This is a genomic window from Pseudorhodoferax soli (assembly GCF_003337555.1).
GTDB classification, from domain to species: domain Bacteria; phylum Pseudomonadota; class Gammaproteobacteria; order Burkholderiales; family Burkholderiaceae_C; genus Pseudorhodoferax; species Pseudorhodoferax soli.
Window position 1 is genome coordinate 55840 of record NZ_QPJK01000013.1, and the last position, 14494, is coordinate 70333.

General features: G+C 66.1%; 13 protein-coding genes. 8 read left to right on the forward strand and 5 right to left on the reverse strand.

Translation table 11 applies throughout. The annotated features are described in order from the left end of the window. Nucleotides 1-176 precede the first annotated feature (176 nt). The gene (locus tag DES41_RS33250; RefSeq protein WP_114471922.1) at nt 177-1190 is read right to left on the reverse strand and encodes a DUF7146 domain-containing protein; all 1014 of its coding nucleotides are present in this window, start codon (nt 1188-1190) and stop codon (nt 177-179) included. A 74-nt stretch (nt 1191-1264) separates the two neighbouring features. Next, entirely contained in the window at nt 1265-1828 is a 564-nt protein-coding gene (locus DES41_RS33255) for a hypothetical protein (RefSeq protein WP_114471923.1), read from the reverse strand. A 475-nt stretch (nt 1829-2303) separates the two neighbouring features. Between DES41_RS33255 and DES41_RS33260 the strand changes: the two genes are divergently transcribed. The 5 genes from DES41_RS33260 to DES41_RS33280 all read left to right on the forward strand — a co-directional run bounded on the left by DES41_RS33260 (nt 2304) and on the right by DES41_RS33280 (nt 6053). Further along, the gene (locus DES41_RS33260; RefSeq protein ID WP_114471924.1) at nt 2304-3047 is read left to right on the forward strand and encodes an AcaB family transcriptional regulator; all 744 of its coding nucleotides are present in this window, start codon (nt 2304-2306) and stop codon (nt 3045-3047) included. A 412-nt stretch (nt 3048-3459) separates the two neighbouring features. Beyond that, entirely contained in the window at nt 3460-3669 is a 210-nt protein-coding gene (locus tag DES41_RS33265) for a helix-turn-helix transcriptional regulator (RefSeq protein ID WP_114471925.1), read from the forward strand. A gap of 51 nt (nt 3670-3720) precedes the next feature. Continuing rightward, nucleotides 3721-3957, forward strand: a complete 237-nt coding sequence (locus tag DES41_RS33270; protein ID WP_114471926.1) for a hypothetical protein — start codon at nt 3721-3723, stop codon at nt 3955-3957. 272 nt (nt 3958-4229) lie between these two features. After that, nucleotides 4230-5150, forward strand: a complete 921-nt coding sequence (locus DES41_RS33275; RefSeq protein WP_170168365.1) for a site-specific integrase — start codon at nt 4230-4232, stop codon at nt 5148-5150. A gap of 144 nt (nt 5151-5294) precedes the next feature. Then, a complete protein-coding gene (locus DES41_RS33280) occupies nt 5295-6053 on the forward strand; it encodes a hypothetical protein (protein WP_147283025.1) in 759 nt (252 codons plus the stop codon). A gap of 134 nt (nt 6054-6187) precedes the next feature. On the opposite strand, the gene DES41_RS33285 is transcribed toward DES41_RS33280, so the two are convergent. Beyond that, nucleotides 6188-6709, reverse strand: a complete 522-nt coding sequence (locus tag DES41_RS33285) for a hypothetical protein (RefSeq protein WP_114471929.1) — start codon at nt 6707-6709, stop codon at nt 6188-6190. A gap of 904 nt (nt 6710-7613) precedes the next feature. On the opposite strand from DES41_RS33285, the gene DES41_RS33290 reads away from it, so the two are divergent. After that, nucleotides 7614-8861, forward strand: coding sequence for a DUF1173 family protein (locus DES41_RS33290; protein WP_114471930.1), 1248 nt, complete (start codon nt 7614-7616; stop codon nt 8859-8861). A gap of 136 nt (nt 8862-8997) precedes the next feature. On the opposite strand, the gene DES41_RS33295 is transcribed toward DES41_RS33290, so the two are convergent. Further along, nucleotides 8998-10086, reverse strand: a complete 1089-nt coding sequence (locus DES41_RS33295; RefSeq protein ID WP_114471931.1) for an NADH:flavin oxidoreductase/NADH oxidase — start codon at nt 10084-10086, stop codon at nt 8998-9000. Nucleotides 10087-10185: 99 nt separating this feature from the next. Here DES41_RS33295 and DES41_RS33300 point away from each other — a divergent pair, with 99 nt between their 5' ends. Beyond that, nucleotides 10186-10518, forward strand: coding sequence for an ArsR/SmtB family transcription factor (locus tag DES41_RS33300; RefSeq protein ID WP_114472057.1), 333 nt, complete (start codon nt 10186-10188; stop codon nt 10516-10518). Nucleotides 10519-10836: 318 nt separating this feature from the next. Then, a complete protein-coding gene (dinG, locus tag DES41_RS33305) occupies nt 10837-13095 on the forward strand; it encodes an ATP-dependent DNA helicase DinG (protein WP_114471932.1) in 2259 nt (752 codons plus the stop codon). Here the strand turns inward: dinG and DES41_RS33310 are convergent. Beyond that, nucleotides 13057-14481 carry an aminotransferase-like domain-containing protein gene (locus DES41_RS33310; RefSeq protein WP_114471933.1) on the reverse strand — a complete coding sequence of 475 codons (1425 nt, stop codon included), beginning with the start codon at nt 14479-14481 and terminating at the stop codon, nt 13057-13059. The two genes, dinG and DES41_RS33310, sit on opposite strands and share 39 nt — an antisense overlap. Nucleotides 14482-14494 lie beyond the last annotated feature (13 nt).

Sequence of the window (14494 nt, forward strand, 5' to 3'; positions counted from 1 at the left end):
GTGTGCGCGCATCGCTGCGCGCCCCTTGCTACCCGCCGCCAGCCCGGTGCCCTCGACTGCAGGGCACACGGCGGCGGCATCCTGTTGGGCGCTCTCGGTCGGCGCCACACTCCTCGGAACCGGTGCTCGCCAAGGTGGCGCCGGTCCTTCTCTCCTTCAGCGGCTCGCCTGCGAGTTCACGCCACGCGCTTCATGTTGCGCACGACAGCCCACCACACGTCCGCCCAGTCTGCTCCCGTCTTGCGCGGAATCCACACTTCCACCGTGCGCTCTCCGGCGTGCCTCGCCTCCTTGCGAAGGCGGCGGGCGAGCGCGTAGGCGCTGGCCTGTCCGTCGAAGTCCGCATCGGCATCGTTGTCCGCGTAGACATGCACCCGACGCACCGACTCGGGAATCCAGATGCGCTCCAGATTCCCTGCGCTCAGGCCGGCCCAGACCGGCACATTGCGCAGCATGTTGACGGCTAGGGCCGTCTCGATGCCTTCGGTGACCGCCAACTCCTCGCCGGCATCGAACAGCCGGATGCCCGCGCCGTTCACGCCGGTCGACAACAGCTTCTTCGCGTCATCGAGCGGTGCCTTGCGGCAGTCGCCCAGATAGGTGCGGTGAAGCGTCACCAACTGCCCATCGGCGCCGTCGACCCGCGCCAGCATGGCGGGGTACTCGGCGACCCGTTGGGATCTGCCTTCCTGCGTGCGCTCGTAGTAGCCAAGGCTCGGGTGGAGCCGCAGCGTGCGCGGATAGACCTCCCTGCCCAGCCCGCGCGCCGTGAGATACCGATCGACGGCATCTCCTGGTGTGACCGGCCGGGCTTCGTCCCAGATTCGGCGCGCGAGCAGCGTCATCCGCTCCGCGCTGGCTCCTGGGGCATCTTTCTCCGTGGCTGCGGGGAGGCCTCCGACACAGGCGCTGACCTTCTTCAGCGTCGTCGCGAAGTCCCACCCGAAGACGGCCTGCAGCAGCTTGAAGCCCCCTCCAGGACCGCATTCGGGATTGCGGCAGTGGTAGTTGCCTTCCCCGAAACGGTCCGTGTACTGAAAGCGGTCCGTACCACCGCAGGCCGGACATGCCATGTTCCTGCGGCGCAGGATCCGTTCCTCCACGCCCAGGCTGCGCAGGATCTCGTCCCAGCGGCCGTGCGCACGTGCCTGCACGTCTTCCACGCGTATCGCGTATGTCTGCTCGTCCATGTTGGCTCCTGTCGAAAGCCGCGCAGGCCGTCTCAAGGACGGTCAATGCTCGGCGGTTTCAGAAGAGAACTTGCTCATGCGAACAGGTCGCGTTGCTGCGTGAGCCGCTTGAGCTGTTCGTTGATCCACTGGGGATTTCTCGTCAGCTGGGCGTCGATCCATTCCGGATTGCGCGCCAGCGCCTCGCTGACCCAGCTCGGGTATCGGGACAGCGTCTCTTCGAGCCAGCGCTTCGCGCCGGCGGCGATGAACGCACGTACCGTCTCGCAGTCCACTGCCCCGCAGTAGGCGATCGGCGACAGCGGGCTGCAGCCGACCACCCGCAGGCAGTTCGCGAACGAGAACGGACGCATGTCCTTCTCCGGCTCGGTGAAGATCCATCGCAAGGTTGCGAGCTTCTCGTCGAGCGGTGTCTCAGGCAGGGCAAGCGCCTGCACGTCCTGCAGCAGGCGCCAGTGGAGGAAGACGATCTCTTCCTCGGTCCAGTCCTGCATGTCGTCCTCATCCTCCGACAGGAGAGGATCCTCCAGTACCTTCCTGACGATCCGCGCGCCGGCGAGTGCGGTGCTCGGGGTCAGGAAGTACATGTTCCCGGCGGTCGGGCCGCTGGGATGCTCCAATGCAAAGCTATGCCACATGGCAGCCTCCTGGAAATGAGGAGGCGCGCACCCGGCAGGGCTTGCGCCCCTTGGGGTGGTGGAATCTCAGGACGCGAGCGTCCGAGGCTTGCAGGTCGAAGACCTGGGCTGACTTGAGAAAGGCGGTGATCCGCCGTGACCGGTGTGCCAGCTACCGATCGGGGAATCGGCTTTCGGGGCGGCGATGGGTTCGCCTCGAAAGCCGTACTCGGTCCGAGCGCGGCGCGGTGCCGCGGCTTGATCGCTTGAAGGGCTGGCATCGGGCAGGCCGGGGCGACATCCAGTCGCTCCGACCGCCGCGCGGGACAGCTGCCGTTGGGCACACAGTAGTTCTCGTGTGCCAGGTGGTCAAGCGCGACAGGGGCCGGAACCACAGCCAAGCGCGAGAGGGGCCTCAATCGCGTGGCATTTCGGGTGGCGGCCCACATGGGCACGTCCCATGATCCCTGCATCTCCCCCATCACAGGAGGTGGCGATGACAGAGACGAAGATTGTCAAGACCGACCGCGGAGCGGTCAACGCGCGCATCCTTTCCAAGGAAGGGCAGGCAGACTACCGGCGGGTGGAGGTGGCAAGCATCAAGATCCGCACGCACTTCACGAGCGCAGAGGCCAAGCGGATGTTCATGCGCATGTTCAGCACGTTGCAGCTCAACGCCCACTTCATCACGGTGATCGCGCGCTCGCGCGCGGACCACCGCGACGTGGAGGCGGTGGAGGCCACACTGCGCAGCGAGATCGAGGCGACCAAGAAGATGTTGAACGATGCGATCGATGCGGCCGAGAAACTGTTCAAGGCGCACGGCATCGATACCGCAGCGACCTACGACACGCAGCCGTTGGAAGTTGAGATCGGCATCCTTTCCTCCAACGGGCGACGCTATCTGGAGGTCATTGGCCAGCTCGACCAGCTTATGCCCTTGCTGCAGACCCTGGAGATCTACGAGCTGATCTCGACCGAAGACCTGGACAAGCAGCGCGCCGCCCTGAAGCGCCAGATCAAGGGCGTCGCCACCTCCGCGCGCCGGCTGGCCACGGGGCTGCGGCGGCGCATGGCGGCGGCCGAGTCCAGGGAGCCGCCCCATGCGGACGCGGAGGAGGGTGCGCTTGGACAGGCAGACGTTCCCGAGCCGGAAGTTGGCGCGTTGGTACCGGGCGACGCCGCTTCCGGCGGCGAGGCCGCTGCCCCGGCGCAGGACGTGCCAAGCCTGCCCGTTTGAGCCCCCATGGCGCAAGGTCCGGGCGTTGCATGTGGCGGACACTTCGCATGGCGTTGCAAGACGCCTCTCAACGGATAGTCTCGCGCTTGGCCTGCGATGCCAACTTGGTCTGGCAGGCCAGGGATAGCTGGATCCCTTACAACTCAAGCCCTGAAGACTCGATGGTGCGGGCCGCCTTGTGCCATGGCATGCGGCCCATTTACGATGCCATCTCAGTGCGCCTTGTTGCGCGTTGATCCGAAGCCGATCACGGTTTCGGCACGATCTGTTCTGTACATCGCTCCCGCCAAGTGGACGTCGGCGGAGGGCGCAGGAGTTCCACGTCCCTCGCATGCGGCTGATCCAGACCTGATGCCCATGCCAACGACCAAGGTCGACCGCATGCCGGCAATCGCCGGCGAGGAGTCGGACCATGCCAGAGCAAACACGCCCAGCCGTGGCGCTTCCCGTCACGGGCTTTTTGCGCCAGTCGCAGGTGCTTGTCTTCGTTCCGTTCTCGAAATCCACCCTATGGCGCCGCGTGGACGACGGCAGCTTCCCCGCGCCGGTGAAGCTGTCGTCCAACATCACGGCCTGGCGGGCGGAGGACATCAAGGGATGGATCACCGCACGTGGCGGCTGAGCATCTCCGAGCGGGCGTGCAGGCCAGTCGCAAGTTGGCAGAATGCGCCCCATGTCTGACTTGCAGAACATCGCCACGGCGGAACTGGAGCAACTGGCGCGCGAGTGGCGCGAGAGAGCACTGCGCGGCTTGCGGGAGGCGCGTGGCTACGCGCATGAGTACGAGGCCGAGATGCGTCGCCGCAAGGGGCGGACGGCCGGGCTTGCGACGGCCTCCGGTCTGGATCTGCGGCCGATCGAAGAGCGCGAGCGGAGCGCCGCCGCGCGTGCTTGGTGGCGGTTCTGGTAGGGCGCCTCGCCGCCCCTGGCCGCCCGTTCAACTGAGCTTGGCGATTCAACACGGTTGAGGGTACTGCCCGCGGCCGTTGTACGCCTTGCGCGTTGCTTTGCGCCGAGTGCGGGTGCGGGATCTGACTTGCGCTTGTGTTGCGCAGCGATGGACCTGGACCCGAGTACCTCACTGATCGCGAAAGCGTGGCCATCGAGCGTGCATTGACGGTGGTCCGGCGGGCCGACGTCCCGCAGTATCCAGTGCAGATGAACTGCAGATGGACATGCGGTATGGACCTGGCGAAGGTGAACTCATCGACGCGATTGCTGCAGGCGGTGCTCGAGGGCGCCACCTACGATGCGGTCGCGCACGCGAACGGAGTGACCCGTACCGCCGTCGAGCGTCCTATCAAGGCCCTTGTACTCGAGCTGATCCGGTCGGTGGGCATCCCCGGGCTGAACCAGAGCAGCGCAATGTTCGTCGGAAAGCTCAGGGAGCATCGCCTGGCCATCGACCAGGCGCTTGCACGCTACAGGCCGGTGCCTGCGCCCCCAAAGCCGACCGATCCCATGGTGCTGTCCGACGAGGACATTCACACCATGATGCAACGCGTCCGCACGCGTACAGACACACCCGAGCGCGATGCCGCGATGGTGTGGATCTTGTTTGCCACTGGACTGCGTCCGCTTGAGGTGGCGCGTCTGGTCGTCGCAGACTACCTCGATGCCGATGGTCGTGTGCGCAAGCGCTCGGAGGTGCGGGACGATGTGGCGACCAGCGGGCGCGCAAGGCCTCTGTACTTCGGCAGTGCGTGCGCGCGCGAGGCCATCGATGCCTACTTGGCCACCCGTCTGGCCGCGAGCGCGGAGCCCGACGCAGGCTCATGGCCTGCGCGCTTGCCGTACCGTGGCCTTGATCCTGATGCGGCGCTCTTTCACAGCGCTGCCGAGCGCGCGTTCCGCATCGAAGCGGTGCCCTCCGTCGCGGGTGAGCGGTGCCTGTGTCCGGAGATCCACTACGCCTACAGGAAGATCTTCCGGCGCATCGGCATCCCTGGACTTTCCGCGCAGAGCGCGCGCTACACCGTGGTGGAACGGTTGCGCCGGCGCGGCGCGGATGAGGACCAGATCGAGGAGATTCTGGGCGTGCGGGAGCTGCGTCACCGCAGGAAAAGGCTCGGCCTCGACGAGCTGATGGAGCAGCTGGTCTGATCGGGCCCGCGCCAGTCGCAGGACGGCACGCGGGGCCGCTTGCAGCGCGGCTGGCCCCATGCAGACGGAATAGACGCGAGCGTGCCATCAGTGTTCCGCATAATGTTCGCGTCATCACCCAGGCCGCTCGGCCCGCTGCGCTCAATGCTCGAACAAGCTCTGAATCGAATGGATGAGGCCTTGCCATCCACGTCTTGCCACACCGAGCCCGAGCGTTGGTCCGAGATCACGGAGGAGTTTGGCGAGTACCTCGTGCCGATCGCGGACGATCTGATGGAGGCAGTCAAGCCTCTCGTTCCTGGCAGTGTGTGGGGCGAGTCAGCCCATGAGTTTCTGCGCTCTGGCAACCCGAGGGTGGAGGTGGCGGAGTTCCGCTTGCGACCCGTCGATGCCTACTACGATCGGCCAGGTTTCACGCTACCGTGGCCGGCGAACCCGGACGGATTTGACGCGACGGGGCTGGAGGTCACGCTTTCGCTGTGCCGCGGCTATGGGTCTGGCGACGTTTCTACGTCGGCGTTTCTGTTGCTGAAGTTCGGTGTCTGGGGTGTCCATGAAAGACGCTGCTTCGGGCAGCTGCTTCGCGACCACCGCTACATGGTCGAGCTGCTGATGGCCCGATCTCGCGCGACGTTCTTCACGTCGGCGGTTTTCGCGAATCTGGAGGATGCCCCGGACGCGTCGGCTTTCGAGAAACTGGTCCTGTACTACGAGAACGAGGTCGCTCCCGAGAACCAATTCGACCTGGAGTGCAAGTTCGGAGCGGCCGCTTCGCAGACCAGCATCATGCAGGCACTGCTTCCGGCCATCGTGCTGTACCACGCGGCGATGGGCTATTGCTTGCCCGAACCGCAGCTTGGCCGACTGCTTCAGTGCGCCTCAGTTGCCGGTGCGTGGCGCTGACCGCGTTGCGTGACGGCGTTCGGTGGCGGCACGCGGTTGGGTACGCCCGTTGAGGCTCCCATCCAGACGGATGGTTCAAGCCAGACCGCGCACCGCCTGAGCGGTGCGCAGCCTGGTGTGAACGCCTCGGCAGTTCAAGAAGCTGCGGTCGGGCGAATCGGTGTTGGCCGATCGCCCATCGCTACAGTCGGCATCTGATCGTCCGACCTGTCTGCCGCCTCTCTCGCCCGATCCCGGAATGACCGATCGGCCTGCGAGAAGGCATCGCTCTCCATGAGCCTTCGCACCCGGTGGTCGGTGGTGGCCTGCGAGGTCTCCGGCAGGCAATCCACAGCCAGGTTGCGCGTGCGTCTGGCGACCTCAACCGCGGCCGCCGGCCATGCAACGAACAGCACGGCGAACAGGCGCCGCAGTGCTGCTCCGATGCGCTGTTGGCGCATGTCCCTGTACTCCTGGATCCGGATGCTGCGTTGGCAGCACAGATACAGTCCCCGGTGGCGACGACGGAAGTCCTCGTCGCGTTCCAGCTCCGTCAGGATCTCAGCGGCAAGTGCCGCATCCTTGCGTGCTTCAGGATAGAACCCGACCCACGTCTGCTGCTCAAGATGCTCCACGCTGAAGAGCTTCTGACCGGCGTTCGACTTGTCCTGGGACATGTCTTCGCCTTCTTCAACGGCACTCGCTTTTCGGCCAGGCCGTGTCGCCAGCTGCGTGTTTCGCGAGCGGCGAGATGCTCCAGGACCTGCACAGTGCAGGGATCTGGGTGCTTCTCGCCGGACGTACGGAACGCGGACTGGGCCTACCAAGCAACACACCCTCATGCTGTTGCTTTCCCTCTCTTGCTGTTCGCATGTGTGTCTCTCCATTGGCAATGGGGACACGTCTCCCCGCCGGGGATGGGTCCCCGGTTGGGATGCTTCGGCAGGCCGAAGCGCTCAGTGGCAGGCCATTGGCACGCCACGGGTCGAAGCCCGCGATCCGAGGATCGGGGCTTCACTCTCGATGTCCGGCGCGACGGTCAGGCCGTCGCGACCGGGCAGTCAGGTTGGCGCCCGCCGCATGGACGACAGCGCCAGGTTCCGCGACCCAACTGGGCCGCATGGGCTCAAGGCCACTGGAATGGCCTGGCTCGGACGGATCCGAGCGCTCGAAGGGCGAGTAACGATCGCTACGCCGGCCGTGGCCGGACTTCAAGCAGCCCTGAGGCCACGATGAAGGCTGGGTGAGCTCGACGCCCACGGGTAGCCATGCGACTATGCAGCGGGCACAGCGTCGGTTCAAGCCGCCACGCAGCCCGGCCACATCGATCGACCCGTTGCTGGGCGAATCGCGCGCTGTTCCGTGTGGCGGTGTTGGTCGACGCCTCGATCGCCGACGCCGTCGGCGGATGTTTGCGCAGAGGCTGACGCGGCTCGCAGCACAGAACGGCAAGGCGGGTTGCTGCTGCTGGCCGCATCTGCTCGTCATCAAGCGCGATAGCCACCTGCCTTGTCCCCGGATTTGTGCTTGTGCTTCGACACGCCGGTAGCAAGCATGTGCGCTGCTCCTGCAGGGGTTTCCATGGACATCCAGCGGTTCACCGTCACCGGTATCGAGTACGGCGCGGACGATCCGGCGCTTCAAGCCGCGCTGGCGAAGGCCCACGACGCCCAGGAAAGGCCTCGATGCCTGTGCGTCTCGGGAGGCGTTGAGATGTACATCGCACGCCATCGTCAGTTCGTGCTCAAACGCATGCCAGGTTCGGGCATGCGCCACCACCCCGAATGTCCTTCCTACGAGCCCGACGCGCAGCAATCAGGGCTGGGCGAGCTCGTCGGAGAAGCTGTGCTCGAGCCGACGCCTGGCAGCTTCGAGCTGCGCGTCAACTTTCCGTGGATGCGTGTTGCCGGACGGGCCGTGCCCAAGGGCGAGCCGCAAGACCCTGCCGAAGTGGTTGTCGCGCGCAAACGGATGAGCTTGCGAGCGCTGATGCACTTCCTATTCGAGCGCGCGGGGCTGAACCGTTGGACACCAGCCATGCAGGGCAAGCGCAACCAGGGCGTGCTCCACAAGTACCTTCTGGAGGCGGCCGAGAGCGTCACGGTGAGGGGTTTGAGCCTGTCCGAGCGGCTCTACGTCCCGGAGCCCTTTTCCGAAGAGGGGCGTGAAGGCGCGGCGAGCCGGCGTCGCGCGAAGCTGTCGGTCCTGCATCCCCGCAATGGGCAAAGTCCGCTCGCCATCGCGCTGGGTGAGTTCAAGGCTTGCGACACCACGGCGTTGGGCTGCCGTGTCTGGATCAAGCATGCGCCGGACGCGCCGCTGCTGGCCGATGCCCGAACCTGGGGGCGCATCGAGCGAACCTTCGGCGCTTTGCTGGAGGCTCGGCATGCCGACACCAACCAGCGGGTGAGGGTCGTCATGGCGGCGCTGATCCGGGCCCGCCGCGAGCACACCTACGAGATCGACGCGGCCAGCATGATGCTCACCAGCGAGCACTGGATTCCTCTGGATGGCGTGCACGAGCTCGATCTGCTGGGCGAACTCGTCGCCCAGCGTCGTCGGTTTCTGAAGCCTCTGCGCTATGACGCGCGTACGGCAGCCGCTTTTCCCAACGCGTTGCTGCTCGACGCCGGGACGAAGGCCGTGCCCCTGCATGTCGTGAGCGCTTTCATGTCGGCCAAGGAGCGTGCGATCAAGGAGAAGTCGGCCCAGGCCGCGGACGGCTGGATCTGGCGCAATGACGAGCCCATGCCCCAGCTCCCCGTCACGCACCACCCAGGTGGCGGGCGGCGTGATGCTGCGGGGCGTGATGGGGCGGGCCGTACCTGATCCGCTTTCAGGCAAGGGCCTTCCTGGAGCGTCGAGACGAGTCTGCCTGTTCGTGCCGAGTCCCGACAGGCTGGAGCGACGAGCTGACCAGTCCGCTATGACCAGTCCGCAAGCCAGCGTCGCGCCGATGGCCAGCTCAGTAACGTTCCAGCCAGTGCGCGTAGGGTGCCGGAAGGACCCAGGATGGCCGTTCCACGCCAAGCTCCTTGGCCGCCGCATAGGACCAGTGTGGATTGGCCAAGTGCGCCTTGCCCACCATGACCACGTCCAGCTGCGCGTCTCGCACCACTTGCTCGGCAATGGAAGGTGTACCGAAACCCCAGGCCGAGGACACGGGAACGCCGGCTTCGCGGCGCACGCGTTGGGCGATCGGGCCGAGGAACGGCGAGCCCCATGGGATCTTTGCGTCCGGGGTCGAGAAGCCGATGCTGACGCTGAGCATGTCCATTCCGGCGCTCTTGAACTGTCGGGTCAGCTCGATCGACTCGACCAGAGTCTGTTCGTCGCGCCCGTCGAACTCCAACACGCCAAAGCGCACCGTCAGCGGCAGATGCTCGGGCCACACTTCACGCACAGCCCTGAGCGTTTCCAGCAGGAACCGGCCGCGATTCTGCGCAGACCCGCCGTAGGCGTCGTCGCGGTGGTTAGACGCCGCGGCGAAGAAGCTCTGCGCGAGATAGCCGTGCGCAAAGTGCAGCTCCAACCACTCGAAACCGACGTCACGCGCGCGCACAGCAGCATCGACGAAGTCCTGGCGCACGCGGCGGATGTCCTCGACCGTCATGGCGCGTGGCTGTTTCTGCAGGCCGGGGCCGTAGGCGATCGCCGATGGCGCGATGGTCTGCCAGCCGCGCGGGTCACCTTCGGCAATGTGGTCGTCGCCTTCCCAGGGGCGATTCGCGCTGGCCTTGCGACCGGCGTGCGCAATCTGAATTCCTGGCACAGAACCGGCTGCCTTGATGGACTGCACCACAGGCACGAATGCTTGCGCGAGATCGTCATTCCAGATGCCCGTGCACGCAGGGGTGATGCGTCCTTCCGGCGAGACGGCCGTCGCTTCGACGATCACCAGCCCGGCGCCACCGCGTGCCAACGAAGCGTAGTGGCTGAGGTGCCAGTCGTTGATCAGCCCGTCCGTGGCGGAGTACTGGCACATGGGGGGAACCGCGATGCGGTTGCGAAGGGTGATGGACTTGAGTGTGAAGGGGTTGAACAGTGCGGACATTGGCTTTCTGGGAGAAATCTGGATCGGAACGAGAGCTTTCGAATGTTCGATAAATTACGAACATACGAAGCAGTCTAGCGAAAGTTTATGATCGAGGCGATGCGCGCCCTCAAACACCCTGATGCCAACGAGTTCGTCTTGGAGAGGGTCTTCTACGCTTTGAGCGACCCGGTACGCCTTGACATCGTGCGGCGTCTGGCGGAAGTTGACGCGGCCAGTTGCGGCGAACTGGATGGAGGTCGGCCCAAGTCGACGGTGTCGCACCACTTCCGCGTGCTACGGGAATCCGGCCTGGTCCACACGGATTGCGCCGGGACGACGCACATGAACACATTGCGTCGTGCGGATCTGGACAAGCGCTTTCCTGGGTTGATGGGCGCCATCCTCAACCAGCCTGTTCCGGATGTGAAGCGCTCGCGCGGCGCCAAGTAGGCGGTTGACCTCTCTGGACAACCGGGCACCCGGCGTAGGCCATAGGGTGCGATCCGCAACAGGGAGCGCGGCCACCGGCCTGTGGTTTTCCGTGGTGATCCGCGCCAACGTGGCGCCCGCAGCCATGTCTTGCGGCTGGCGACCCTGCGACGCTCCGCTCCAGCGGCGCCATGCCGCAGTTCGAGCACCGAAGTAGAAGACAGCGGCCGCAGACGTTCGCTATCGACGCTCGCCATGGTCTGGCTGTGCTTCAGACGTCCTGGCCAGCGGCCCAAACCTTGGGGTTGACGCTGCTGAGATCGGGGGGATGCTGGGTCCATGCTGACCCAGCCCGAGATGGAACTGATGCGAAGCTGCCTCGATGCAGTTCGCGCGGGCTCGCCTGGGTTTCGCAAGCGTCGCGCGCAGCTGCAGATGATCGCGGCAGTTGCGCATGTGCTGGGGCGCGCCGGCTGCAACGAGGGACTGCGACAGGCCGGCGCTCACTTGGGCGTCATCGAAGCGGGAACAGGGACAGGCAAGACGGTGGGCTACTTGCTGCCGGCCTTGGTCATTGCGCATCTGCGCGGTCGCAAGTTGGTGGTTTCCTCCTCGACCGTCACGCTGCAGGAGCAACTCCTGCACAAGGACCTCCCGGCGCTGTTGGCGCTGCTTCCGTTCTCGGTCCAGTACGGCGTGGCGAAGGGCCGCAGGCGCTTTCTGTGCCCGGCGCGTCTTGCGCGGCGTCTCAACGGCGAGCAAGCCGAGGATGTACTGCTGGACCCAGAGGAAGCAGCCATCGATCCAGACGCCGGGAAGGCCGCCATCGACATGCAAGCCCTGCTTTGGCACCGCAAGCTCGCGGATCGGTTCGAGGCCGGCCGCTGGGACGGAGACCGCGACGCCTGGCCCGAGCTGATCCCTGACAAGGTATGGCGCGGCGTGAGCACCGACCGGCAAGGCTGCATGGGAGCCAGGTGTCCAAGCTTCGGGCAATGTCCCTTCTACCTTGGACGCCAGCGCGCCCAGGACGCGGATGTGGTGGTTGCGAACCATGACCTCGTGCTGTCTGCGGCGGCCATCGAGGGCGGTACGACCTTGCCGGACCTGCGTGAGGCCTTGCTCGTGTTCGACGAAGCCCACAGCCTACCCGCGAAGATGGTCTCCAGAGGGGCCACACGCCACTCGCTTTGCGGTGCGGGAAGTTGGCTGGGTTCGGCAGTGAACGCGGCGCAGGCCGCATGCCGTGCTCTGCGTGCGTCTCGCCGTGCACCGGTGGTCCCGGAACCAGCCCTCGCAGGAGCGCGGTTGGGAACGGCGTTGGATCGGTTGATGGAAGTGGTCGGCAGGCACTGCGAGTTCACCGGCGAACAGAGCGTTCATCGCTTCCGTGCAGGCCTACTGCCGGGTGACGTGCAGGATTGCGGGGCAGGCGTGCTGCAGGCAGCCCAGGCAATGGGGAAGGAACTGGATGCGATCCGCTCGGCCTTGGTTCAATTCGCAGGCGAAGCGCCTGCACAGGCGCAGCCGCACTTGAGTGCGCTTGCGCCATGCCTGGCGCGCACCGAGCAGTTGGTCTCGACCTGGACGGCGATGCTGCGCACCGGCAAGACCCCGGCTTGCGGTGGCGCACAAGAGGAGGCTCCGACCGCGCGCTGGATCGAAAGGTGCTCGCGTCCCGACGGCGAGGACGACTTCCAGGTGTGCGCGTCCCCGCTGAGCGGTGGACCACGGCTGCGTGAACTGCTCTGGGAACGCGTCGGTGCCGCAGTCCTCACCTCGGCGACGGTACGCGCATGCGGGCGCTTCGACCTGTTCCTGGAGGAGGCAGGGTTGCGCGGGCTGTCTGCGCTCAAGCTCCTTCACGTGTCCTCGCCGTTCGACTACGCCAGCAAGGCCACGCTACACATTCCAGCCGTGCAAGCCGATCCGCGCGATCCGACCAGCCATGGTCAGGAGGTTTCCTCGCGGCTGCCTGCGCTGCTGGAGCAACAGCGCGGAACGCTCGTGTTGTTCGCCTCGGGCCGGCAGATGCGGGAGGTGCACGCTGCGCTGCCCAAGCATCTGCGCGATCTCGTGCTCATGCAGGGTGTCGTGGCGCGGCGCGAACTGATCGCTCGCCACCGCGAGCGCATCGACGCGGGCCAATGCTCGGTGTTGTTCGGCCTTGCAAGCCTTGCCGAAGGTGTCGATCTGCCTCGCGACTACTGCACCCATGTGATCTGCGCCAAGCTGCCGTTCTCTGTGCCGGACGGTCCTGTCGAGCAAGCCCGCCGTGAGTGGATCGAGGCCCAGGGGCGCTCGGCGTTCCTGGAACGTAGCGTGCCCGAAGTCGGCATCCGACTGGCACAGGCCACCGGAAGGCTGCTGCGCACCGATGACGACTACGGCACCGTGACGGTGCTGGATCCGCGGCTGGGATCCACGCGTTGGGGACGCATGCTGCTGCGTGGCCTGCCGCCGTTCAGGATCGTCATCGGCGACCGGCCGTTGCACGCGCAAAGTCAGCGCGACTCGCAGGCGTTGGAGGTCTCCGTGCCGCCGGCGCCTTCCGCCAGGTCAATCGATGGTGCTGAGCAGCGAGGGGTTCTGGCGTAGCAGCACGTCGATGCGCTGCAGCGCGAGTGAGAGGACCTGCGTGGAAGCGACGGCGCCTGTGGCGATGCGAATGGCATTCGGCGCAGTGGCCGGTGCCAGAGCGAAGCTCTTGCCGGCTGCCACCAGCACGCCTTCGCCGCGCAGGCGCATCGCGAATTCTGACGCGTCCCACCGCGCTGGCAGGGGCAACCAGCAGAACAAGCCTTCCGCCTGTCCCGTGGCGCCGTGTCGGTCGAGAACCCCGTGCGCGATCTGCTGGCGGGTGCTCGCCTCGGTGCGAACGCGCTCGATCAAAGGCACCAACATTTTTCTGTGAATGAGATGGGTCGCGAGTGCGCCCTCCAGCGGCGAGACCGATTGCATCGTGGCGCGCAGCACCTCGACCAGGCGTTCCGTGGCCGCCGCGTCCGGGGTCACCACATAGCACACGCGCAGACTGGGCGAGACCAGCTTGGCCAGGCCGAACAGCGAGTAGGTGATGTCCGGGGCGAGTGCACCCAGCAGCGGCTGCGGCTCTTTTTGCAGGCCGCCGTAGGCATCGTCCTCGATCAGCGTGATACCGCGCCGGCGTGCAACCTCGATCACCGCCTGCCTGCGCTGCAGGCCCATGACCGCACCGGTGGGGTTCTGCAGCGAGGGCACACAGTACAGGGCGGTGGCACCCGACTTCTGCGCGGCCTCGTCCAGTGCCTCGGGACTGAGCCCCTCAGCGTCCAGTGCGACCGGCACGAGCTCGATGCCCAGCACTGCGGCCAGCGTGCGAACCGTTGGCCAGCACATGGACTCGACCATCAGGCGGCCACCGGTGCCGACCAGCCGCGAAAACAAAGCGATGAGCGCGTTGCGGGTGCCAGAGGCCATGGCCACCCGGCCATCCAGCGGGGCGTCAAAGCGGGGCTGAAGCCATGTCTGTCCGGCGCTGCGATCCGCTCCGGGAACGCCTCCCTTGCGGCGCGCCAGAAAGTCGAAGCTGCGCTCGTGCGTCAGCTGGCGTACCTCGTCGGCCAGCATGGCCGCGATGTCCAGGTTCGGCGGCCAACTGGTGCTGAGGTCGATTGGGTCGTCTGCGTTGCCGGCGGCCTCGTCCGGGGCGCCCGCAGCAGGCCGCTCGCCGGGACGCACGCCCGCGATGAATGTGCCCTGGCCCTGGCGGGTCTGCACCAGTCCCTGCTTCTCAGCCTCCTCGTAGGCCCGGCCCACCGTGGTGAAGTTGATCTTGAGCAGCGACGCCAGCGCGCGCTGCGACAGCAACGGCTCCCCGGGTTTGAGCCGGCCTTCGCGCACATCTTCCTTTATCAGCTCGACGATGGCCAGGTACTTCGGACCCTTGCGAGCCTTGAGGGCGGCAGGCCACGACGCAAATTTTTCAGCGCTGCTATCTTGCATTCTCGAGACTGCA